The sequence below is a fragment of the Streptomyces sp. NPDC055254 genome (assembly GCF_053606025.1).
The window spans coordinates 1-23,125 of record NZ_JBSGQV010000025.1 but is presented as its reverse complement, the minus strand read 5'-3'; the positions used below and the strand labels follow the sequence as shown (position 1 = coordinate 23,125).

19 protein-coding genes are annotated in these 23,125 nt (G+C 73.0%); 16 read left to right on the top strand and 3 right to left on the bottom strand.

Annotated elements, in window-relative coordinates; translation table 11 throughout:
- Window positions 1-93: 93 nt before the first annotated feature.
- From ACWFQ8_RS22415 to ACWFQ8_RS22395, 5 genes are all read left to right on the top strand, one after another.
- On the top strand, window positions 94-1,287 hold the full coding sequence (locus tag ACWFQ8_RS22415) for an argininosuccinate synthase (protein ID WP_453788036.1): 1,194 nt from the start codon (window positions 94-96) through the stop codon (window positions 1,285-1,287).
- A gap of 94 nt (window positions 1,288-1,381) precedes the next feature.
- On the top strand, window positions 1,382-2,809 hold the full coding sequence (gene argH, locus ACWFQ8_RS22410; RefSeq protein ID WP_453788035.1) for an argininosuccinate lyase: 1,428 nt from the start codon (window positions 1,382-1,384) through the stop codon (window positions 2,807-2,809).
- Between the two features lie 237 nt (window positions 2,810-3,046).
- A complete protein-coding gene (locus ACWFQ8_RS22405; protein WP_453788034.1) occupies window positions 3,047-3,598 on the top strand; it encodes a TetR/AcrR family transcriptional regulator in 552 nt (183 codons plus the stop codon).
- Entirely contained in the window at window positions 3,595-5,148 is a 1,554-nt protein-coding gene (locus ACWFQ8_RS22400; RefSeq protein ID WP_453788033.1) for an MFS transporter, read from the top strand. Before ACWFQ8_RS22405 ends, ACWFQ8_RS22400 begins: the two co-directional genes overlap by 4 nt.
- Window positions 5,149-5,224: 76 nt before the next feature.
- Window positions 5,225-6,700 carry a membrane-associated oxidoreductase gene (locus ACWFQ8_RS22395; RefSeq protein WP_453788032.1) on the top strand — a complete coding sequence of 492 codons (1,476 nt, stop codon included), beginning with the start codon at window positions 5,225-5,227 and terminating at the stop codon, window positions 6,698-6,700.
- A 29-nt stretch (window positions 6,701-6,729) separates the two neighbouring features.
- Here ACWFQ8_RS22395 and ACWFQ8_RS22390 read toward each other — a convergent pair whose 3' ends face one another.
- Complete coding sequence (locus ACWFQ8_RS22390; RefSeq protein WP_453788092.1) at window positions 6,730-7,359, bottom strand: lysophospholipid acyltransferase family protein; 630 nt, start codon at window positions 7,357-7,359, stop codon at window positions 6,730-6,732.
- A 303-nt stretch (window positions 7,360-7,662) separates the two neighbouring features.
- On the opposite strand from ACWFQ8_RS22390, the gene ACWFQ8_RS22385 reads away from it, so the two are divergent.
- The 3 genes from ACWFQ8_RS22385 to ACWFQ8_RS22375 all read left to right on the top strand — a co-directional run bounded on the left by ACWFQ8_RS22385 (window position 7,663) and on the right by ACWFQ8_RS22375 (window position 10,004).
- Window positions 7,663-8,826, top strand: a complete 1,164-nt coding sequence (locus tag ACWFQ8_RS22385) for a glycerophosphodiester phosphodiesterase (RefSeq protein WP_453788031.1) — start codon at window positions 7,663-7,665, stop codon at window positions 8,824-8,826.
- A 73-nt stretch (window positions 8,827-8,899) separates the two neighbouring features.
- Window positions 8,900-9,460: a sigma-70 family RNA polymerase sigma factor gene (locus ACWFQ8_RS22380; RefSeq protein ID WP_453788030.1), complete on the top strand. Its 561-nt coding sequence runs from the start codon at window positions 8,900-8,902 to the stop codon at window positions 9,458-9,460.
- A gap of 37 nt (window positions 9,461-9,497) precedes the next feature.
- Complete coding sequence (locus ACWFQ8_RS22375; RefSeq protein WP_453788029.1) at window positions 9,498-10,004, top strand: GNAT family N-acetyltransferase; 507 nt, start codon at window positions 9,498-9,500, stop codon at window positions 10,002-10,004.
- 3 nt (window positions 10,005-10,007) lie between these two features.
- On the opposite strand, the gene ACWFQ8_RS22370 is transcribed toward ACWFQ8_RS22375, so the two are convergent.
- Entirely contained in the window at window positions 10,008-10,448 is a 441-nt protein-coding gene (locus tag ACWFQ8_RS22370) for a hypothetical protein (RefSeq protein WP_453788028.1), read from the bottom strand.
- Window positions 10,441-10,809, bottom strand: coding sequence for a hypothetical protein (locus tag ACWFQ8_RS22365; protein WP_453788027.1), 369 nt, complete (start codon window positions 10,807-10,809; stop codon window positions 10,441-10,443). Before ACWFQ8_RS22365 ends, ACWFQ8_RS22370 begins: the two co-directional genes overlap by 8 nt.
- 567 nt (window positions 10,810-11,376) lie before the next feature.
- Here ACWFQ8_RS22365 and ACWFQ8_RS22360 point away from each other — a divergent pair.
- The 8 genes from ACWFQ8_RS22360 to ACWFQ8_RS22325 all read left to right on the top strand — a co-directional run bounded on the left by ACWFQ8_RS22360 (window position 11,377) and on the right by ACWFQ8_RS22325 (window position 23,024).
- Entirely contained in the window at window positions 11,377-12,456 is a 1,080-nt protein-coding gene (locus ACWFQ8_RS22360) for a methionine ABC transporter ATP-binding protein (RefSeq protein ID WP_453788026.1), read from the top strand.
- A complete protein-coding gene (locus tag ACWFQ8_RS22355) occupies window positions 12,453-13,121 on the top strand; it encodes a methionine ABC transporter permease (RefSeq protein ID WP_453788025.1) in 669 nt (222 codons plus the stop codon). The genes ACWFQ8_RS22360 and ACWFQ8_RS22355 overlap by 4 nt, the downstream gene beginning before the upstream one ends.
- A gap of 110 nt (window positions 13,122-13,231) precedes the next feature.
- Window positions 13,232-14,095 carry a MetQ/NlpA family ABC transporter substrate-binding protein gene (locus ACWFQ8_RS22350; RefSeq protein WP_453788024.1) on the top strand — a complete coding sequence of 288 codons (864 nt, stop codon included), beginning with the start codon at window positions 13,232-13,234 and terminating at the stop codon, window positions 14,093-14,095.
- 220 nt (window positions 14,096-14,315) lie between these two features.
- Complete coding sequence (locus ACWFQ8_RS22345) at window positions 14,316-15,005, top strand: GNAT family N-acetyltransferase (RefSeq protein ID WP_453788023.1); 690 nt, start codon at window positions 14,316-14,318, stop codon at window positions 15,003-15,005.
- A gap of 79 nt (window positions 15,006-15,084) precedes the next feature.
- Window positions 15,085-16,284, top strand: a complete 1,200-nt coding sequence (gene cbiE, locus ACWFQ8_RS22340) for a precorrin-6y C5,15-methyltransferase (decarboxylating) subunit CbiE (RefSeq protein WP_453788022.1) — start codon at window positions 15,085-15,087, stop codon at window positions 16,282-16,284.
- A gap of 261 nt (window positions 16,285-16,545) precedes the next feature.
- Window positions 16,546-19,779, top strand: coding sequence for a nicotinate-nucleotide--dimethylbenzimidazole phosphoribosyltransferase (gene cobT, locus ACWFQ8_RS22335; RefSeq protein WP_453788021.1), 3,234 nt, complete (start codon window positions 16,546-16,548; stop codon window positions 19,777-19,779).
- Between the two features lie 1,145 nt (window positions 19,780-20,924).
- The gene (cobA, locus tag ACWFQ8_RS22330; RefSeq protein ID WP_453788020.1) at window positions 20,925-22,160 is read left to right on the top strand and encodes a uroporphyrinogen-III C-methyltransferase; all 1,236 of its coding nucleotides are present in this window, start codon (window positions 20,925-20,927) and stop codon (window positions 22,158-22,160) included.
- Window positions 22,161-22,202: 42 nt separating this feature from the next.
- Window positions 22,203-23,024: a TrmH family RNA methyltransferase gene (locus tag ACWFQ8_RS22325; RefSeq protein ID WP_453788019.1), complete on the top strand. Its 822-nt coding sequence runs from the start codon at window positions 22,203-22,205 to the stop codon at window positions 23,022-23,024.
- Window positions 23,025-23,125 lie beyond the last annotated feature (101 nt).

Sequence of the window (23,125 nt, the reverse complement as noted above, 5' to 3'; positions counted from 1 at the left end):
GCTCCGCCCGCGCGCCGTATCGCGTCGATTGACGAAACATACGGAGTAGTGCATAGTTATGCCTGTCGTTGATTGCACCGTAAGGAGAAACCCGTGACCGAGCGCGTCGTACTCGCCTACTCGGGCGGCCTGGACACCTCCGTCGCCATCGGCTGGATCGCCGAGGAGACGGGCGCCGAGGTCATCGCCGTCGCCGTGGACGTCGGCCAGGGCGGCGAGGACCTGGACGTCATCCGCAAGCGCGCGCTCGCCTGCGGTGCCGTCGAGGCCGAGGTCGCCGACGCCAAGGACGAGTTCGCCGACGAGTACTGCCTCCCGGCGATCAAGGCGAACGCCCTCTACATGGACCGCTACCCGCTGGTCTCGGCGCTCTCCCGGCCGACCATCGTCAAGCACCTGGTGGCCGCCGCCAACAAGCACGGCGCCTCGATCGTCGCCCACGGCTGCACCGGCAAGGGCAACGACCAGGTCCGCTTCGAGGCCGGCATCGCCGCCCTCGGTCCCGACCTCAAGTGCATCGCCCCGGTCCGCGACTACGCGATGACGCGGGACAAGGCCATCGCCTTCGCCGAGAAGGCGAACCTCCCGATCGCGACCACCAAGAAGTCCCCGTACTCCATCGACCAGAACGTTTTCGGGCGCGCCGTCGAGACCGGCTTCCTGGAGGACATCTGGAACGCGCCGATCGAGGACATCTACGAGTACACCTCGAACCCGGCCCTCCCACGCGAGCCCGACGAGGTCGTCATCTCCTTCAAGGCGGGCGTCCCGGTCGCCATCGACGGCAAGCCCGTCAGCGTGCTCCAGGCCATCCAGCAGCTCAACGAGCGGGCCGGCGCCCAGGGCATCGGCCGGATCGACATCGTCGAGGACCGCCTCGTCGGCATCAAGTCCCGCGAGGTGTACGAGGCCCCGGGCGCGATCGCGCTGATCACCGCCCACCAGGAGCTGGAGAACGTCACCGTCGAGCGTGAGCTGGCCCGCTACAAGCGGCAGGTCGAGCAGCGCTGGGGCGAGATGGTCTACGACGGCCTGTGGTTCTCCCCGCTCAAGCGCGCCCTGGACGGCTTCATCAACGAGGCCAACCAGCACGTCACCGGTGACATCCGGATGACCCTGCACGGTGGCCGCGCCGTCGTCACCGGCCGGAAGTCGGACGAGTCGCTGTACGACTTCAACCTCGCCACCTACGACTCCGGCGACACCTTCGACCAGTCGAAGGCGCAGGGCTTCATCGAGATCTTCGGCCTCTCCTCGAAGATCGCCGCGCGTCGCGACCTCGCCTGAGCCCGCGCTCCGTACCAGGACCGCCTCCCCGTTACCTCCGCGGCGGGGAGGCGGTTGCACATCCAAAGCCATGCAGTCTTGAGGAGCAGTAGCTGTGAGCAGCAACAACGGTGACGTCCGGCTCTGGGGCGGCCGCTTCGCCGACGGCCCTTCGGAGGCGCTGGCCCTGCTGTCGGCGTCCGTCCACTTCGACTGGCGCCTCGCGCCCTACGACATCGCCGGTTCCCGGGCCCACGCCCGGGTCCTGCACAAGGCGGGCCTGCTCACGGCCGACGAGCTCGACCGCATGATCGCCGGGCTCGACGAGCTGGAGGCGGACGTGGCGAGCGGCTCCTTCACCGGCACCATCGCCGACGAGGACGTGCACACCGCCCTGGAGCGGGGCCTGCTGGAGCGCCTCGGCGCCGAGCTCGGCGGCAAGCTGAGGGCCGGTCGCTCCCGCAACGACCAGGTCGCCACCCTCTTCCGGATGTACCTGCGCGACCACGCGCGGATCATCGGCGCTCTGATCGCCGACCTCCAGGACGCCCTGATCGGCCTCGCCGAGAGCCACTCCGACGTGGCGATGCCGGGCCGTACGCACCTCCAGCACGCGCAGCCCGTGCTCTTCGCCCACCACGTACTGGCCCACGTGCAGTCCCTGTCCCGGGACGCGGAGCGGCTGCGGCAGTGGGACACCCGGACCGCGGTCTCCCCGTACGGCTCGGGCGCCCTCGCGGGCTCCTCGCTCGGCCTGGACCCGGAGGCGGTCGCCGCCGACCTGGGCTTCGAGCGGGGCTCGGTCGGGAACTCCATCGACGGCACGGCCTCGCGCGACTTCGTCGCCGAGTTCGCCTTCGTCACCGCCATGATCGGGATCAACCTGTCCCGGATCGCGGAGGAGATCATCATCTGGAACACGAAGGAGTTCTCCTTCGTGACCCTGCACGACGCCTTCTCGACCGGCTCGTCGATCATGCCGCAGAAGAAGAACCCGGACATCGCGGAGCTGGCCCGGGGCAAGTCGGGGCGCCTCATCGGCAACCTGACCGGCCTGCTGGCCACGCTCAAGGCCCTGCCGCTGGCCTACAACCGGGACCTCCAGGAGGACAAGGAGCCGGTCTTCGACTCCTGCGACACCCTCGAAGTCCTGCTGCCGGCCTTCACCGGCATGATGGCGACCCTCACCGTCAACCGCGAGCGGATGGAGGAGCTGGCTCCGGCGGGCTTCTCGCTCGCCACCGACATCGCGGAGTGGCTGGTCAAGCAGGGCGTGCCGTTCCGGGTGGCGCACGAGGTCGCCGGCGAGTGCGTCAAGGTCTGCGAGTCCGAGGGCATCGAGCTCGACGAGCTGACGGACGAGCAGTTCGCGAAGATCTCCCCGCACCTGACCCCCGAGGTCCGCACCGTCCTGAACGTCAAGGGCGCGCTGGCCTCCCGCGACGGCCGCGGCGGCACCGCGCCGTCGGCCGTGGCGGTGCAGCTGACCGAGCTGAAGGCCGACCTGGTCATCCAGCACGCCTGGGCGGCCCACAAGCAGTAGCGTTCGCACGCGGCGCCCTTCGAAGGGGCGGCCGGAGCACCCGCTCCGGCCGCCCCTTCGGCGTTCCCGCCCCGCGCCGGTGCGCCCGCGGCCCCGCCCCTGCGCCGCCCGGTTCCGCAGCCGTCGAAGCGGGCGGGTCAGTCCGATCCCCTCGTCGACCCGCAGGAGCAGCGCCCGCGCCGGAGGGCTCTCCCTACTAATGAGACAGTGACGTCTCATTCGGGTTATGCTTGTCTCATGGCCATGGATCGTGACCAGGTGCTGCGCGACGCCGCAGCCCTGCTTTCCCGCAAATCGACCGCCACGATGGACGAGGTCGCCCGCGCCGCCGGCATCGGCCGCGCGACCCTGCACCGGCACTTCGCCGGCCGCGACGCCCTCGTACGGGCCCTCGAAGAACTCGGCATCCGGGAGTTCGAGGTCGCGTTCGACAACGCCCGCCTGGAAGAGGGCACCGCGGTCGACGCGCTCCGCCGCCTGGTCGCCCAGGCCGAGCCCAACGCCGAGCTGCTGGCCTTCCTCGTCACCGAGAACCAGCTCTTCGAGGGCGACCAGGTCCACGAGGGCTGGGCCCGCCTCGACGCGCGCGTGGGCGCGCTCTTCCGCCGGGGCCAGGCCGAGGGCGACATCCGGATCGATCTGAGCCCCGCCTGGCTCACCGAGGCCCTCTACGGCCTCATCGGCACCTGCGCCTGGGCCGTCATGGACGGCCGGGTCGCCGCCAAGGACTTCCAATACATGATCATCGAGCTCCTGCTCGGTGGCGTACGACGGAGCGTGCAGAAATGACCGGAACCGTGCGGTCGAGCCTCACGAAGGAGACGGGGGGCAGGAGCGGACCGAGCCGAGGGCGCTGGCTGGCGCTCTCCGTGCTCGTGCTGGCCGTCCTGCTGGTCGCGGTGGACGCCACCGTGCTCGGTCTCGCCACCCCGTCCCTGAGCGAGGACCTCAAGCCGTCCGGCACCCAGCTGCTGTGGATCGGCGACATCTACTCCTTCGTCATCGCCGGTCTGCTCGTCTCCATGGGCTCCCTCGGCGACCGCATCGGCCGCAAGAAGCTGCTGCTCGTCGGCGCCACCGCCTTCGGCGCCGTCTCGGTCCTCAACGCCTACGCGACCAGCCCCGAGATGATGATCCTCGCCCGGGCCCTGCTCGGCGTGGCCGGCGCGACCCTGATGCCGTCCACCCTCGCGCTGATCCGCAACATCTTCCACGACCCCAAGGAACGCAGCCTCGCCATCGGCATCTGGGGCGCCACCGCCTCGGCCGGCGCCGCCGTCGGGCCGGTCGTCGGCGGAGCCCTGCTCCAGCACTTCTGGTGGGGCTCGGTCTTCCTCATCAACCTGCCCGTCATGGCCGCCCTCGTCCTCGTCGGCATCAAACTGCTGCCCGAGTCCAAGAACCCGGTAGCCGGCCCCTGGGACCTGGTCAGCGTCGCCCTCTCGCTCATCGGTGTCATCGGCGTGGTCTACGCCGTCAAGGAAGTCGCCACCCACGGCCCGACCCCGGGCGTCTGGGCGGCCGCCCTCATCGGCGCCGGCTGCCTGTACGCCTTCGTCCGCCGCCAGTTCGTCCTGCCGTCCCCGCTGCTCGACATGCGGCTCTTCAAGCACCGCGGGTTCTCCGGCGCCGTCCTCGCCGACCTGCTCACCGTCTTCGGCCTCTCCGGCCTCGTCTTCTTCCTCTCCCAGTTCCTCCAGCTGGTCCAGGGACGGGACCCGCTGGAGGCGGGCCTGGCCGAACTGCCCGCCGCCGTCGGCGCGGTGGCCACCGGCCTGCTCGCCGGCCGGTACGCCCGCAGGTACTCGGTACGGTCCGTCGTGGCCGGCGGGCTCGCCGCGATAGGCCTGGCGCTGGCCGCCCTGACCCTGGTCCACAAGGAGAGCGGCTACCCGCTGCTCGGCGCGTCCCTGCTCGTCGTCGGCCTCGGCGCCGGCTTCTCCTTCACCGTCACCGCCGACGTGATCCTCTCCAGCGTGCCCAAGGAGCAGGCCGGTTCGGCCTCCGCCGTCTCCGAGACGGCGTACGAACTCGGCGCGGCCCTCGGCATCGCTCTGCTCGGCTCCATCGTCACCGGTGTCTACCAGGGTTTCACCGCCCCGGCCGAGGTGCCCGCGCCCGTCGCCGACGCGGCGCACGAGTCCCTCGGCGGAGCCGTCGAGGCGGCCAAGGCACTGGATCCGCACACCGCCGGGCAGATGGTCGGCGCCGCCCAGGAAGCCTTCGTGGACGGGCTGCGGCTCGCCTCCGGCGTGGGCGCGGCCGTCCTGCTGGCCACCGCCGCGGCCGCCTGGTTCCTGCTCCGCGACCAGAAGCTCCAGGACGGCATCGAGCACTGACCGGCCCTTTCGGGCCAAAGGACGGTGACCCGCACGGAGTTGACAGTCCGTAGAACCGCGGGACACCATCCCGGCGATGGAGATCAACGATCTGACCCCGGCCGAACGCCGCGTGTGGGAGGCATTCCCGCGCGGCGAGGGCGTCGACTTCCGCGAACACCCCGACGACAGCTCCGTCGACGGCGCCGACTGGGGGCCGGACCGCACGGTGCGCGCCGAAGTGCTGCGCGCGCTGCTGCTGGGCGCCGGCCCCGCCGAGGAGGGGCGGGTCGCGGGCCTGAAGGTCAAAGGCGCCAGGATCGTCGGGAAGCTCGACCTGCGCTATGCCGTCATCGACCACGCCATACGGCTGCGCGACTGCTGGTTCGAGCGCAAACCCCTGCTGTACGCGGCCCAGTTGAAGGCCCTCGTGCTCGGCTACTCGACCTTGCCCGGCCTCACCGCCGCCACCCTGCGCGTCGACGTCGTGCTGCGGCTCTCCTGCTGCCGCTTCAGCGGCCCGGTCCGCCTCCAGGGCGCCAGGATATCCGGCGGCCTCTTCCTCCAGGGGGCCGTGATCGGCCCGGCCGCCGGTGAGGAGGCCGGCGAGGCCGTGCTCCAGCTGAACCACACCGAAGTCGGCACCGACATCATCGCCAACGATCTGACGGTGCACGGCCAGCTCCGCCTGAACGGCGCCACCGTCGGCGGCCAGATCAACCTCGACGACGCCCGCCTGCTCGCCCCCGGCGCCATCGCCCTGCACGCCGAGACCCTGACCGTCGGCACCGATCTGCGCGCCATGCGGATGGAGGCCCGGGGCATGGTCAACCTCACCGGCTCCCGCGTTCCCGGCCAGCTCAACTTCGCCCGCGCCCGCTTGGCCAACCCCGACGGGATCGCCCTGCGCGCCTCCAGCTGCGTGATCGGCGAGGTGTGGCTGCGCGACTGCGAGCGGATACGGGGAACCGTGAACCTGCGCCGCTCCCAGTTCGACCTGCTGCACGTCCGGCCCGGGACCTGGCCGGGAACCATCCGGATCGACGGCCTCAGCTACCGCACCCTCGCCCCGCACCTGCCCGCCGAGGAGCGGCTGCCGGCCCTGGAGCTGGAGGAGTCCGGCTACCTCCCGTACGCCTACGAGCAGCTGGCGGCGGCCTACCGCACGGCGGGCGACGAGGAGGCCGCCCGTACCGTCCAGCTCGCGAAGCTGCGCCGGCACCGCCGCACCCAGCCGAGGCCCTCCCGCGCCTGGGGGCTGATCCAGGAGGTCACCGTCGGCTACGGCTTCCGGCCGCTGCGCGCGGCGGGCTGGCTGTTCGCGCTGCTGCTCACCGGCGTGATCACGTACACGGCGCACCCGCCGCGGGCGCTCAAGGAGGGGGAGGCGCCCGACTTCAACGCGGTGTTCTACACGATCGACCTGATGCTGCCGATCATCGGCTTCGGCCAGGAGCAGGCCTACGCGCCGAGCGGCTGGTACCAGTGGCTGTCCTACCTGCTGATCGTGACCGGCTGGGTCCTCGCCACCACCACGGCGGCGGGCGTCAGCCGGTCACTGCGGCGGCAGTAGCCGCGCGCGGCCTGCGGAAGGTCCCGGTCTCAGGCGGCCTTGGCCTTGGTGGCGTACATGTCGACGTACTCCTGGCCCGACAGCCGCATGACCTCGGCCATCACCGAGTCGGTGACGGCGCGCAGCACGTACCGGTCGCGGTCCATGCCCTCGTAGCGGGAGAACTCCATCGGCTCGCCGAAGCGGACGGTGACCCGGCCCGGGCGCGGCATGCCGGCGCCGCCGGGCTGGAGCTTGTCGGTACCGATCATCGCGAACGGCACGACGGGGGCGCCTGTCATCAGGGTGAGGCGGGCGATGCCGGTGCGGCCCCGGTAGAGCCGGCCGTCGGGGGAGCGGGTGCCCTCGGGGTAGATGCCGAAGATCTTGCCCTCTTCGAGGATGCGGCGGCCCGTCATCAGGGCGGCGACCCCGCCGTTGGCCCCGTCGCGGTCCACGGGGATCATCCCGGCGCCGGTGAAGAACCAGGCCATCAGGCGGCCCTTGATCCCCTTGCCCGTCACGTACTCGTCCTTGCCGATGAAGTGGACCGTACGGTCGCAGACCAGCGGAAGGATCATGGAGTCGATGAAGGTGAGGTGGTTGCCCGCCAGGATCACCGCACCGGTCCCCGGGATGTTCTCGATGCCCTCCACACGGGTGCGGAACATCAGGCGCATGACCGGGCCGACGGTGGCTTTGATGAGCGCGGTACGGAACAACGTGGGCCCTCCGGCATCGAAAAGCGGTTCGCGCACCCGCCACAGGGTGGTGGGTGCAGGTGAGGACGATACTCGCGGGTCGGCTCCGCGCGCACATCGGGTTCACGAATCGCCACGCAGTGTGGACGTAAGTTTCCGCCATGTTCCGCCCGCGCACGCCTCCTGTCCATGCCTCGCCACCTACCATCGGCACGCCGATTTCGGGCCGCAGGACCGGAGATCCCGGAGCCGGGAGCCCGTGCCGGAAGAGGAGTGGGACTCATGACGCAGGGTGGGGCAGCACGGCGCACGGTCCTGGGGGCGGCCGTCCTGGCGGCAGGAGCCGGGGTCACCGGGCTCGCCGCGGGACCGGCCTCCGCCACGGGCGGCGGGCACGGCGGGGGCGGGTACCGCAGCCTGCCCTCCCCGACGGTGATCGGCCACCGCGGGGCCAGCGGCTACCGGCCCGAGCACACGCTCGGTTCCTACGGGCTCGCCCTCGACCTGGGCGCCGACGTGGTGGAGCAGGACCTGGTCCCGACGAAGGACGGCCACCTCGTGTGCCGCCACGAGAACGAGATCGGCGGCACCACCGACGTCGCCGCGCACCCGGCCTTCGCGGACCGCCGCACCACGAAGTCCGTCGACGGGGTCTCCGTCACCGGCTGGTTCACCGAGGACTTCACCCTCGCCGAGCTGAAGACCCTGCGGGCCAAGGAGCGCATCCCCGCCGTCCGCCAGCGCAACACGCTCTACGACGGCCAGTGGGCCGTGCCCACCTTCGAGGAGGTGCTCCGCTGGGCCGACCGCGAGGGCAAGCGGCGCGGCCGGCGGATCTGGCTCCACGTGGAGACCAAGCACCCCAGCTACTTCCGGTCCCTCGGCCTCGGTCTGGAGGAGCCCCTCGCCCGGCTGCTGCGCCGCTACGGCCGCGACGGCCGCGACGCCGCCGTCTTCCTCCAGTCGTTCGAGCCCTCCAGCGTCCAGCGGCTCTCCCGGCTGGTCTCCGCGCCCCGCGTCGTCCTGCTCTCCGCCGCGCACACCCGCCCCTGGGACTTCGAGCTGGCCGGGGACCCGCGGACGGTCGCGGACCTGGTGCGGCCCGCCGGACTCAAGTGGATCGCCGGCTTCGCCCAGGGCATCGGCCCGACCCTCGACCTGATCGTCCCGCGCGACGCCGAGGGCCGGCTCGGCACCCCGACCACCCTCGTGAGGGACGCCCACGCGCGGGGTCTGGTGCTGCACCCCTACACCGCGCGCAACGAGAACAGCTTCCTGCCGGCCGAGTACCGCAAGGGCGCCGACCCGGCCGCGTACGGGGACGCCCTCGGCGCCCTGCGCACCTACTTCGCCCAGGGCATCGACGGCATCTTCACCGACAACCCGGACACCGCCCTGCTCGCGGCGGAGGCCTTCCGTCCCGGCCGACGACCCGTCAACGGCTGAGCGGGCCGCCACGTACGAGTGGGCCGGGCCCGGCGGGGAAACCGCCGGACCCGGACCGTTCGTCCCGCCCGGCATGGACCTGTTGAAGGAGCCCGACCTGCTGGGCGAGCTGGGCCCGCTGCTCTCCGCCGAGGCGGCCGCGGAGGCCCCGGGCGCCGGAGTGGACGCCGCCGACCTCGAACAAGCCGTCTGGGTGCGGCTGCTGGAACGCCGCCGGCACGCGCCGGATCCGGCCGCCGCCCACCCGGAGGAGCCGGCCCGCTGGCTGCGCCGGGCGGTACGCGCGGAAGCCCGCCTCGCCCGGCGCCGCGCGCGCCGGGAAGTCGCGTACGACGCCCGGCACCACGTCGCGGACGAGCGCCGCGCGCACCCCGCGACCGCCCCCGAGGACGCCCTGCTGCACGGGGAGTCGAACCGGGCCCTGCGATCGGCGGTCGCCCGGTTACCGGGACGCTGCCCGGAGCTGATGCGGGCACTTCTGTCGCCCAGAGACCTCACTTACCGTGAAATCGCAGGAGAGTTGGGTATCTCACAAGGAAGTTTGGGGCCCGTCCGTTCCCGTTGCCTGGGATGTCTGCGCAGAATGCTGGCTGCAGAGGTTGCGGCTCCTGGCCTGTGGGGAAAGGAGCGGTAGACCACAGGGCTACCAGGTGAGCGGGAGGCATGCGCACATGGGCATGAGCGTGACCATTTCGGCGGCGGCTGCCGAGGACGCTGAGCAGATCTTCAAACTGCAGTACCTGGCCTTCCAGCGCGAGGCCGAGCTGTACGGCAACTACCTCATCCAGCCGCTCACCCAGTCCCTGGACTCCCTCAAGGAGGAGCTGGCGTCGAACACCGTCCTGGTGGCGCGCCTCGGCGACGAGATCGTCGGCACCGTGCGCGGCAGCGTCGACGAGGACGGCACCGGCAGCATCGCCAAGCTCTGCGTCCACCCGCGCCTGCAGGGCCACGGGCTCGGGGCGCGCCTGCTGCGCGCCGTCGAGGAGGCCCTCGCGGGGCACGCCGGGACCATCCGGTTCCGCCTGCACACCGGCCACAAGAGCGAGTCGAACCTGCGGCTCTACCGCAAGGCGGGCTACACGAAGGTCGGCGGCCGCACGGCCTCGGACGGCGTGCAGTTGGTGATCCTGGAGAAGGACGCCAAGGACCCGAGCGCGTTCACCGTCAGCGCCTAGCCCCTAGCCCCTGGCGCCCTGCGCCGGGCGCTTCGCGCGGAGCCAGAGCATCCCGGTGATCGGCAGGATCACCGGGATGAACAGGTAGCCCATCCCGAAGTCCGACCACACGGTCGCGTCGGGGAAGGCCTCGGGACGCACCAGCGTCCAGGTGCCCACGACCAGCACGCCGGCCAGCTCCGCGGCGCAGCACACCAGCGCCGCCTTGCGGGCCCGCTCCCCGCCGCGCACCAGCGAGTAGGTGATGAAGGCGTAGGCGAGCGCGGCCGCCGCGGAGAGCGAGTACGCCAGCGGCGCCCGGCCGAACTCGGTCGAGATCTGGTACGCCGACCGCGAGACGGCGCCGACCACCATCACCCCGTAGAGCCAGACCAGCAGCAGTCCGGGGCCGGACCCCAGCCTCTCGCGCCCGGCGGACGGGGCGGCGGTCGTCGTATCAGGCACCGGTGGTTCCCCAGATGTCGTAGAGCCGTACTTCGAGGACGGCGAGCACGACCGCGCCCGCGGCCACGGTCACCGAGCCCCACTTCGTGCGCTCGGTCAGCGACAGCACCCCGGCGGCCGGGACCGCCGCGAAGGCGCCCAGCAGATACGCCACGAAGATCACCGTGCCCTCGTCGGGCCGGTCGCCCCCGGCCAGCTCGACCAGGCCGACCACCAGCTGCGCCAGGACCAGCACGGTCACCACGGCCATGCCGATGAAGTGCCAGTCCTTGGTCGGCTGGTCCCGCCATGCGGCGTGGCCGCACCAGGCGGCGAGGGCGAGTGCGGCCGCGCCGATGGCGACCGTCAGGGCGTCGAGCATGCAGCGAGGGTATTACGGGCCGAAAGACCCGATGCGCGCACCCCGGCGCCAAGGCCTTCCCCCACCGTGGCCTTGGCCACAACCCGGTCGGAATCCGCACCCCGGGAGGAGGCGGCCGTGCGGAGGTCCTGACCGTGACGGTGCAGTTAGGAGTCGCGTCCCGACGGTCGGGACGGACGGACGGGGCCGCCCGGGGGTGTCCGCAATGCGGCCGGATTCCGTCCGGTATTCGGACATTGTTGATCGGTCAAGGGATACGTCTGGTTTACTTGGGCCCATGACCACGACGAGCAGCCGCACCCTTGCGACCGAGGCGACGATGACGCCCGGTGCTCGTTGTATGTGTCGAATGCGCGCCTTCTGAGGGCCCCTCCCCGAGTTCCGCGCCCCGAAGCGGAGCCTGCCGAGTCCGTCCGTCACACGCCTCCCAGCGGTACGGACCACTCCTGCCCCGCGCACGTGTCGTCCGAGTCGATTTCAGACGGTCCGACCCGTATCGCGTCCCCAGATGTTCGCCCCGTGCCCGGCACCCCGCTGCGCCGAGCACTCGACAGCGACGGAAATCCTGTGATCACCACAACGGGCCTCACGAAGGTCTATCAATCCCGTGGCCGCGAGGTCACCGCCCTGGACGGCGTCGACCTGCACGTCCGCAAGGGCGAGGTCTACGGAGTCGTCGGCCAGAGCGGCGCGGGCAAGTCCTCGCTCATCCGCTGCGTGAACCTGCTGGAGCGCCCCACCACCGGCACCGTGACGGTCGACGGCGTCGACCTCACCGCACTCGCCGGTCGCGGCCGCCGGGCCGGCAAGGAGCTCCGCGAGGCCCGCAGCCGCATCGGCATGGTCTTCCAGCACTTCAACCTGCTGTCCTCGCGCACCGTCCAGGGCAACATCGAACTGCCCCTGGAGATCCTCGGCGTCTCCGGCCGCGAGCGCTCCCGCAAAGCCCTGGAACTCCTCGACCTCGTGGGCCTCGGCGACAAGGCCAAGGCCTACCCCACCCAGCTCTCCGGCGGACAGAAGCAGCGCGTCGGCATCGCCCGCGCCCTCGCCGGCGACCCCAAGGTGCTGCTCTCCGACGAGGCCACCAGTGCCCTCGACCCGGAGACCACCCGCTCCATCCTCCAGCTGCTGCGCGACCTCAACCAGCAGCTCGGCCTGACGGTGCTGCTCATCACGCACGAGATGGACGTCGTCAAGTCAGTCTGCGACTCCGCCGCCCTGATGAAGCGGGGCCGGGTCATCGAGTCCGGCACCGTCGCCGAACTGCTCGCCACCCCGGGCTCCGAGCTGGCCGGCGAACTCTTCCCCGTCACCGGCACCGCCACCGGTCCCGACCGCACCGTCGTCGACGTCACCTTCCACGGCGAGGCCGCCGCCCGGCCGGTCATCTCCCAGCTCTCGCGCACGTACAACATCGACATCTCGATCCTCGGAGCCGCGATGGACACCGTCGCCGGCCGCCAGATCGGCCGCATGCGCATCGAACTCCCCGGCGGCTACGAGGAGAACGTCGTCCCGGTCGGCTTCCTGCGCGAGCAGGGCCTCCAGATCGACATCGTCGACGGGGCCGACGCCCCCGGCGGCGGGTCCCCCGACAACACCGACGACGAACTCGCCGCACTGGTCGAGGATGGTGCCAAGTGACCTGGTCCGAAATGCAGCCCCTGCTCAGCCAGGGCACGTACGACACCCTCTACATGGTGCTGTGGTCCACCCTGGTGACCGTCCTCGGCGGACTGCCCGTCGGCATCCTCCTGGTCCTCACCGACAAGGGCGGCCTGCTGCAGAACCAGCCCCTCAACAAGGTCCTCGGCGTCATAGTGAACATAGGCCGCTCGCTGCCGTTCATCATCCTGCTGATCTTCCTCATCCCGGTCACCACCGCCGTCGTCGGCACCTTCATCGGCCCCACGGCCATGATCGTCCCGCTCGCCATCGGAGCCATCCCCTTCTTCGCCCGCCTCGTCGAGACCGCCGTCCGCGAGGTCGACCCCGGCCTGATCGAGGCCGTCGAGTCCATGGGCGGCGGCATCCCCACCCTGGTCGGCAAGGTGCTCCTCCCGCAGGCCCTGCCCTCCCTGGTCGCCGGAGTCACGACCACCGTCATCACGCTGGTCGGCTACTCCGCCATGGCCGGCGCCGTCGGCGGCGAAGGACTCGGCTCCAAGGCCATCACCTACGGCTTCCAGCGCTTCGAGACCGGCTTCATGGTCGCCACCGTCGTCGTCCTGATCGCCCTGGTCACGGTGATCCAGTTGATCGGCGACGGAGTGGTCCGCCTCCTGGCCCGCCGCGGCCGGACGGCCTGAACCGCGGCGCGCGCAAAAGACTTTCCTCTCCCTGCAGAACAGCCCGCACTTGTCGTGCTCGGGCCACCCCCGCAAGTACTCGTACTTGTTCCGTCAGAAAGGCACTCTTCGTGCGTAAGAACATCAAGCTCACCGCCCTCGCCGCCACGGCCACCGCGCTCACCCTCGGCCTCACCGCCTGCGGCAGCTCCTCGGACCCGTCCTCCGCCAAGGCCGACGGCGGCAAGACGGACGAGAGCAAGGCGCTCGTCATCGCGGCCTCCCCGAGCCCGCACGCCGACGTACTGAACTTCGTCAAGGACAAGCTCGCGGCGAAGGAAGGCCTCAAGCTGGAGGTCAAGGAGTTCACGGACTACGTCCTGCCGAACACCGCCACCCAGCAGGGCCAGGTCGACGGCAACTACTTCCAGCACAAGCCGTACCTCGACGACTTCAACAAGAAGAACAGCACGACCATCGTGCCCGTCGTGACCGTGCACCTGGAGCCCCTCGGCCTCTACTCCAAGAAGGTCAAGACCCTCGCGGACATCAAGGCCGGCCAGACCATCGCCGTCCCCAACGACACCACCAACGAGGGCCGCGCGCTCCAGCTGCTCGCCGCGAACGACCTGATCACCCTCAAGGAGGGCGTCGGCACCAGCGCCAAGCTGTCCGACATCACCGACAAGAAGGGCCTTGAGTTCAAGGAGCTGGAGGCCGCCACGGTCCCGCGCGCCCTGAACGACGTCGACGCCGCCGTCATCAACGGCAACTACGCGATCGAGGCCGACCTGTCGCCCGCCAAGGACTCCCTGATCCTGGAAAAGGCGGAGAACAACCCCTACGCCAACTTCCTCGCGGTCAAGGACGGCAACCAGAACGACCCGCGGATCCAGAAGCTCGCCAAGCTCCTGAACTCGGACGACGTCAAGAAGTTCGTCGAGGAGAAGTACCAGGGATCGGTCATCCCGGCCTTCGGTACCCCGGCCTCCTGACCCTCCCCGGCCCCGCCCGCACCACCGCCCCGGCCCCGCCCGCCCCCTCCGGCGCGCGGGGCCGAGGGCTGCCCGCTTCCGGGCACACCCGGCCCTGCACTTCCCCCGGCCGATGCTGCATGCTGTGGCCTACGACCCGCACGACGGTCCGGCACGAACATCCCGCACCACGGTCGCATCGCACCACGGTCGCACCACGGTCCCAGGCATGGAGCTGCGCATGACTACCACCTTCCCGGACGTCACCATCAGCACGGACCGACTGGTGCTGCGCCCGTTCGAGGAGGAGGACGTCATCGCGCTCACCGAGATGATGAACGACGAGAACGTCACCGCCTGGACCTCCGCGCCCCACCCCTACACCCACGCCGACGCCCGGGACTGGGCCACCCGGCGGTCCCACGCCGAACGCACCGGGGGCCGGGGCATCGTCTTCGCCGTCACCGAGTTCCTCACCCACCGCCTCGTCGGTACCGTCCACCTGAGCAACACCAACTGGCGCACCCGCGCCACCGAAGCCGCATACGTCACCGCCCCCTGGGCCAGAGGCGAGGGATACGCCAGCGAGTCCGTACTCGCCGTCGCCCAATGGCTCTTCCGCGACCAGGGCTTCGAACGTCTCGAACTGCGCACCGCGGCCGACAACACCGCCTCCCAGCAGGTCGCCCAGAAGATCGGCTGCATCAGCGAGGGCGTGCTGCGCAACGCGTGGATAGTGCGCACGCAGAACCCCGACGGCTCCTGGGCCGACACCCGTACCGACCTCATCGTCTGGAGCCTCGTCCCCGAGGACCTCGACGAGAGCGACGGCTACGCGAGCTACGACGGCTACGACTCCTACGACGGCCGCACCGGCCACGGACAGCGTGCCGACGCGAACGGCTACGCCGTCGGCGCCGACTGGAACTGACCGTATGACCAGGTAGTCTCACCGTGCCCGACCCTCCCGAAGAACCTTCGCCTGCCCCCACCCCAGGAGACTGACGACGATGGCCGACCGGGTCACGGTGATCGGCTGGGACGGCTCGCCGCTGACCGCCGCCGCGCGGTCCGCGCTCTCGGCCGCCACCCTGGTGGCCGGCGCGGCCCACCACCTCGCACTCCCCGAAGTACCGCCCGCCGCCGAACGCGTCCGCCTCGGCAGCCTGGGCCTCGCCGCCCGCCGCATCGCCGGCCACCGTGGCACCGCCGTCGTATTCGCCGACGGCGACCCCGGCTTCTTCGGCGTCGTACGCACCCTGCGCGCCCCGGAGCACGGGTTGGAGGTCGAGGTCGTCCCCGCCGTCTCCTCCGTCGCCGCCGCCTTCGCCCGCGCCGGCATGCCCTGGGACGACGCCCAGGTCGTCGTCGCCCACCCCCGCACCCTGCGCCGCGCCGTCAACGTCTGCCGCGCCCACAGCAAGGTCGCCGTCCTCACCTCGCCCGGCGCCGGCCCCGCCGAACTCGCCCTGCTCCTCGGCTCCGTGCACCGGACCTTCGTCATCTGCGAGGAACTGGGCACCGACAGCGAGCAGGTGAGCGTCCTCACCTCCGACAAGGCCGCCGACCACGCCTGGCGCGACCCGAACGTGGTCATCGTCATCGGCGGCGGCCAGGCCCCCGCCGCCGACCCGGGCTGGCTCCTCGGGCAGACCGCCGCGCAGGCCGGCCCGCGCGGCTGGGCGAGGCCGCAACCCGGCGCGGGCGAGGGCGAGTCGGCCCAGCTGCGGGCCGCCCAACTGGCCCGGCTCGGCCCGCGCACCGGCGACCTGGTCTGGGACATCGGCGCCGGCTCCGGCGGCGTCGCCGTGGACGCCGCCGCGCTCGGCGCCGCCGTCATCGCCGTGGACGCCGACCCGGGCGCGTGCGAGTGGATGACGACCGCCGCCCGCGCCAGGGGAGTACAGCTCCAGGTCGTAGCTGGGCAGGCCCCGCACGTACTGGAGGACCTGCCCGAGCCGGACGTCGTACGCGTCGGCGGCGGGGGAGCCCCGGTCGTCGCGGCCGTCGCCGAACGCCGTCCCGAACGGATCGTCAGCCACGCCTCCACCCGCGACGAGGCGGAGGCCATCGGCCGGGTCCTCACCGAACACGGGTACGCCGTCGAGTGCGCCCTGCTCCAGTCCGTGGGCCTGGACCCCCGTACCTGGAGCGAACAGGACCGTTCCGTGGTGTTCCTCCTGGCAGCCGAACGCCCCGTGGCCCGCTGACCCAGGGGCCGGGGTAGGCTGGCCGATCGTCGTACTGCCCTGCCCGATTTGGGCACGCGACACCGCCGGGACGCGCGACGTGGCGCAGTCCACAGCGGCCTGCGGCCGTAATGGCCGCCGTGGTGGCTAACGGGCGCGACAATGCTTTGTGGTTGCCGCGCAGGCGCACGTGAGGCGAAGGCGCCGCACGGCAACTCGGCTCGGCAACCCCGTGGGCGACCGGGCGATCGAAGAAGCAACACCGATGGGCGAGGGGTACGCATGACTGACACCGGCCAGGTACCGGGCGAGGGTCTCCCGGACAGCGCGGGCATGGTGGATCAGCAGGGCATCCCCGCTCCGGTCCAGATCCCGCCGCTTCCCACCGGTTACGCCTTCCAGGACCTCGTGGACGATCCGGCAGGGCCCGAGGAGGAGGAACTCCTGCTCATGCCGAGCGGCCAGGGCGCGTGGAGCGACCCCCAGGTCGTCCCCCCGGCCCCCGTCTTCCCGGTCGAGCCCCAGCCCTCCGAGTTCCCGCACTACGCGGACACCTCCTACGGCTCCGCGCCCGCCCACCCCGAGGCACCCGCCGCCTACCCGGCACCCGGAAGCTACTCCGACTTCCCGCAGCCGTCCTTCCCCGACCCCGCGTACAGCGCGGGCGCCCACGAGGCGGGCGCCCACGAGGCGGGCGGCCGCGACTCCGGCGCCCTGGACCTGGGCGGGCTGGTCGGCCCGCCGCAGGCGGCGCCCGTGGCTCAAGCGGCCCCCGCGGCCCCGGTCCGGCGCCCGCTGCACATGGGCCCGCCCGTCCCCGACGCCACCGGCGGCGTCGTCCGGTCCCTCGCGGACCGGGGCCCGGCCGCGGCTCCGGCCGTGCCCGCCCCCGTCGCCGCCGCGACGGGCACCCCGGTGACGCCGATGCCCCTCCGCCAGGCGGGACCGCCCACCACCGGGCCCGAGTACCTGGACGTCCCGCGCGCCGAGACCGTCGCCGCACCGCAGCTGGGCGAGATCCCGCCGCAGGCCGGGGCCCCGTGGACCGCCGAGCCGGCGCCTGAGCCCGTGCCGGAGCCCGCGGCGGAGCCCGCGCCGGACGCCGTCGCGGTCGCCCTCGCCCTCGCCGAGGAGGGGACCGCGCAGCCCGCGCCGGAGCCGGCCCACGCTCCCGAACCGGTAGCGGTGGCCGAAGCCCTCCCGGTCCCCGACCCGGCGCCCGCCGCCGACGCGCCCGCCGGGCCGGAGGCGTCCGCCCCGGTCGAGGCACCCGCGCAGGTCTCCGAGGAGCCCGCCCCGGCCGCCGTACCCGAACCGCAGCCCGTCGCCCCCGCCGAGCCGGTGGCCGCCGAGCCCCTTCCCGCCGACGCGCTGGCCGAGCCGGTCGCCCCGGTCTTCGAGGAGCCCGCCCCGGCCGCCGTACCCGAACCGCAGCCCGTCGCCCCCGCCGAGCCGGTGGCCGCCGTGGCGGAGCCCGCGCCGGCCGCCCCGGCCCTCGAAGAGCCCGCCGCGCCCGAGGCCCCGGCCGCACCGGAGGCCGCCGAGCCGGAGCCCCACCCGGAGCCGCTCCCCGGTCCGGCCGAGGTGCCGGGTCCGGCCGAGGTACCGGGTCCGGAAGCCTCCGAACCGCAGCCCGAACCCGCCGTCCCGGCGGAGCCGGCGGCCGACGCGGCCGACCCGCGGCCCGAGACCGCCGCGGGCGAGGGCGAGCAGCCGGAGCCGCTCGTAGCAGCAGCAGCCGCAGAGCCCGTCGGGCCCGCCGAGCCGACCGAGCCCGCCGCGAGCGAGCCGGCCCCGGGCTACGCCGACGCCGAGCGCGAGGCCGTCCTGCGGGTCATGCGCGAGCGCCGCGACATCCGCAAGGGCTTCCGTAGCGACCCGATCCCGCACGAGGTGCTGCTGCGCGTCCTGGAAGCGGCCCACACCGCGCCCAGCGTCGGCCACTCGCAGCCCTGGGACTTCGTCGTCATCCGCTCGGCCGAGACCCGCCGCACGATGCACGAGCTCGCCCAGCGCCAGCGCGAGGCGTACGCCAAGTCGCTGCCCAAGGGCCGGGCGAAGCAGTTCAAGGAACTCAAGATCGAGGCCATCCTCGACACCCCGGTGAACATCGTCGTCACCGCCGACCCCACTCGCGGCGGCCGCCACACCCTCGGCCGGCACACCCAGCCGCAGATGGCCCCGTACTCCTCGGCCCTCGCCGTCGAGAACCTCTGGCTCGCCGCCCGCGCCGAGGGCCTCGGCGTCGGCTGGGTCAGCTTCTTCGACGAGCGCGAGATGGTCCGCGAACTCGGTCTGCCGGAGCACTTGGAGGTCGTCGCGTACCTGTGCGTCGGGTACGTCGACGAGTTCCCCGAGGAGCCCGAACTCGCGCAGGCCGGCTGGTCCCGGCGCCGCCCCCTGTCCTGGGTGGTCCACGAGGAGACCTACGGGCGCCGCGCACTGCCCGGCGAGGAACCGCACGACCTCCTCTCGGAGACGGTCGCCGGCATCCGCCCGCTCGACGCGAAGGCGCTGGGCGAGGCGTGGGAGCGCCAGAAGCGCATGACCAAGCCCGCCGGGGCCCTCGGCATGCTCGAAATCATCTCCGCGCAGCTGTCGGGCCTCTCCCGGGTCTGCCCGCCGCCCATCCCGGAGCCGGCCGCCGTCGCCATCTTCGCCGGCGACCACGGAGTGCACGCCCAGGGCGTCACCCCGTGGCCGCAGGAGGTCACCATGCAGATGGTGGCCAACTTCCTGGGCGGCGGAGCGGTCTGCAACGCCTTCGCCAACCAGGTCGGCGCCGAGGTCTGCGTCATCGACGTCGGCGTCGCCGGCGACCTGCCGGCGACCCCCGGCCTGCTCCCGCGCAAGGTCCGCCCCGGCACGGCCGACCTGTCCACCGGGCCGGCCATGACCCGCGAGGAGGCGGTCGCCGCCATCGAGGTGGGCATCGAGACGGCCCGCGACCTCGTCGCGGCCGGCAACAAGGCCCTCCTCACCGGCGAGATGGGCATCGCGAACACCACGGTCTCCGCCGCCCTCATCTCGGTCTTCACGGGCGTCGACCCGGCGGAGGTCACCGGCCGGGGCACGGGCATCAACGACGAGACCCACGCCCGCAAGGTCGAGGTCGTACGCCGCGCCCTGGAACTCCACCAGCCGGACCCGGCGGACCCGATCGGCGTCCTCGCGGCCATCGGCGGCCTGGAGCACGCGGCGATCGTCGGACTCCTGCTCGGCGGCGCGTCCCTGCGTACGCCGGTCATCCTGGACGGCGTCAGCGCCGGCGCGGCCGCCCTGGTGGCCCGCGCCATCGCTCCGGAGTCGCTGTCGGCGTGCATCGCGGGCCACCGCAGCGCGGAACCGGGCCACGTGGCGGCCCTGAACCGGCTCGGCCTGCGCCCGCTGGTCGACCTGGACCTCCGCCTCGGCGAGGGCACGGGCGCACTGCTGGCCCTCCCGCTGGTCCAGAGCGCGGCCCGCGCGATGCACGAGGTCGCCACCTTCGATTCGGCGGGCGTAACGGAGAAGTAGCCCCCACCCCGTGCCTCCGCCCGCGCGGCCGAGGGGCCCGCGAGCAAGAGACCCGGGCCCCGACCGCGACCGGGACCGCCGGGCCGTCTCCGCACGCGGCGCAAGAAGGCGGTATCCCCCCGGGGCGTTCCGAGGTACGGGACGGGGGCCGCGGGGCTGGGGCCACTCGGCCGGTCCCCAAGGGCCCGGCCCCCACCGCGAGCGGGACCGGGCCGGGCCGGGCCGGGCCGTGTCCGTATGCGGCGCAAGAAGGCGGTATCTCCCCGGGGCGTTCCGAGTACGGAACGTGGGGCCACTCCGGGCGGTCCTCACGGCCCCGGGCCTCGACCGCCGACGGGTGCGGAGCCGGCCGCCCCGGAGGCCGGGCCGTTCCTCCCACGGGCGTGAGAAGGCGATGCGGCTCCCAGGGGTGTTGCGAGTACGGGACGTGGGGACGGCTCGGGGCCGGGCCGTCTTTCGCACGCGGCATGAGCGTCCGCGCAGGGGTGCTCCGCGTACGGGACGAGGCGGGCCGCGTGGGGTGGGGACACTCCGGGATGTCCCCGCAGGTCGAGCGAACCATCGCCGACCGGCAGACCGGTCCGGCTCAGGGTTCGCGAGCCGAGGAGACGTCCCGGAGTGGCCCCACCCCACACCGAAGCCCCGCCGCCCCCGCCCGGCCGCGCCCCCGGCACGGGCCGCCACCGAGCCGGCACGGCCCGCGCCGCCCGGCACGAATGGGCCCCGCCCACCACCCGGCCGGCACGGCCCGCGCAAGCGGCACAGCCCCCGCCCGCCCCCGTCGGCACGACCGTGCCCGTACCGCCCGAGACGGCACCCCCCGCGCCCCCGGGACGCGCCCCCTCGCCGCGCGCCCCCCTGGACGGGTCCCCTTGGACGGGTCCCCGCGGCACGGGCCCCGCGGCACGGGCCCCGCGGCACGGGCCCCCTGGACGCGCCCCCGGGGCGGGGCCCCGCGGGAGGGGCCCCGCCCCACCGCACCCGGGACCCCACCCCGGTACCACCGACCCCGCCGTCCGCCGACCACCCGGTCAGGAACTCCACCCCGGCGGGTCGTATCGTTGATCCGGACACCGCAGACCCCTCGTACCAGCCGCTCCAGCGTCGCAGCGGCCCCCTCCGCCGCACCAGGAGCCGCAACCGCCATGGCCGACACCCCCGCCTACCCCGTAGGACTCCGCCTGGCAGGCCGCCGCGTCGTCGTCATCGGCGGCGGCCAGGTGGCCCAGCGCCGCCTGCCGGCGCTCATCGCGGCCGGCGCCGACGTCCTGCTCGTCTCGCCCTCCGCCACCCCCTCCGTGGACGCCATGGCCGAGACCGGCGAGATCCGCTGGGAGCGCCGCCGCTACGAGGACGGCGACCTCGCCGGCGCCTGGTACGCCCTCGTCGCCACCCAGAACCGCGAGGCCAACGAGCGCGCCTCCGCCGAGGCCGAGCGCGAGCGGGTCTGGTGCGTGCGCGCCGACGACGCCTCCGCCGCCACCGCCTGGACCCCGGCCACCGGCCGCGTCGAGGGCGTCACCGTCGCCGTGCTGACCGGCAACGACCCCCGCCGCTCCGCCGCCGTCCGCGACGCCGTCATCGAGGGCCTGCGCGACGGCACCCTCACCGCCCCCGGCCACCGCCACCGCTCGACCCCCGGCGTCGCCCTCGTCGGCGGCGGCCCCGGCGACCCCGACCTGATCACCGTGCGCGGCCGCCGCCTCCTCGCCGAGGCGGACGTGGTCATCGCCGACCGCCTCGGCCCCCGCGACCTGCTCGACGAGCTCCCCCCGCACGTCGAGGTCATCGACGCCGCCAAGATCCCGTACGGCCGGTTCATGGCCCAGGAGGCCATCAACAACGCCCTGATCGAGCACGCCAGGGCCGGCAAGGCCGTGGTCCGGCTCAAGGGCGGGGACCCGTACGTCTTCGGCCGCGGCATGGAGGAGCTCCAGGCCCTCGCCGAGGCCGGTATCCCCTGCACCGTCGTGCCCGGCATCTCCAGCTCCATCTCGGTGCCCGGCGCCGTCGGCATCCCGGTCACCCACCGGGGCGTCGCCCACGAGTTCACCGTCGTCAGCGGCCACGTCGGCCCCGACGACCCGCGCTCGCTCGTCGACTGGGCCGCCCTGGCCCGGCTCACCGGCACCCTGGTGATCCTCATGGGCGTCGACAAGATCGGTCTGATCGCCGAGGCGCTCGTCCGCCACGGCCGCTCCGCCGACACCCCCGTCGCGGTCGTCCAGGAGGGCACCACCGCCGCCCAGCGCCGCGTCGACGCCACCCTCGCCACGGTCGCCGAGACGGTCCGTGCGCAGGGGGTCCGCCCGCCGGCCGTCATCGTCATCGGCGAGGTCGTCCGCGTCGGAACCCCGAGCGTCCCCACCACCGGCGCCTGACAGGCCGTTGGCACCGCACCCAGGACAAGGCAGTATCACCCTGTGGCTGATCTCATCACCGTCGAGGACCCCGACGACCCGCGCCTGCGCGACTACACGGGCCTGACCGACGTCGAACTCCGGCGCCGGCGCGAGCCCGCCGAAGGCCTCTTCATCGCCGAGGGCGAGAAGGTCATCAGACGGGCCAAGGACGCCGGTTACGAGATGCGTTCGATGCTGCTGTCCGCCAAGTGGGTCGACGTCATGCGCGACGTCATTGACGAACTCCCCGCTCCCGTCTACGCCGTCAGCCCGGAGCTCGCCGAGCGCGTCACCGGCTACCACGTGCACCGCGGCGCCCTCGCCTCCATGCAGCGCAAGCCGCTGCCCACGGCCGAGGAGATCCTCGCCACGACCCGGCGCGTGGTCATCATGGAAGCGGTCAACGACCACACCAACATCGGGGCCATCTTCCGCAGCGCCGCCGCCCTCGGCATGGACGCGGTGCTGCTGTCCCCCGACTGCGCGGACCCGCTCTACCGCCGCTCGGTGAAGGTCTCCATGGGCGCGGTCTTCTCCGTGCCCTACGCCCGCCTGGACGCCTGGCCGAAGGGCCTGGACTCGGTCCGCGAGGCGGGCTTCAAGCTGCTCGCCCTCACCCCGCACGAGAAGGCCTCGCCGATCGACGTGGCCGCCCCGCAGTCCCTGGACCGGGTCGCCCTGATGCTGGGCGCGGAGGGCGACGGCCTGTCCACGCAGGCCCTGGTCGCCGCCGACGAGTGGGTGCGCATCCCCATGGCGCACGGCGTGGACTCGCTGAACGTGGGCGCGGCGGCCGCGGTCGCCTTCTACGCGGTGGCCCAGGGCCGCGCCGCCCGGCCGTAGCACGGGCGGACCGGGCCGGTGGGGCGCGCGGCGCGGGGCGGGGCGAGGGCCCGGCGTGGCGCGGGGCCTGGCGTGGCGCGGGGCCTGGCGCGGGGCGGGGC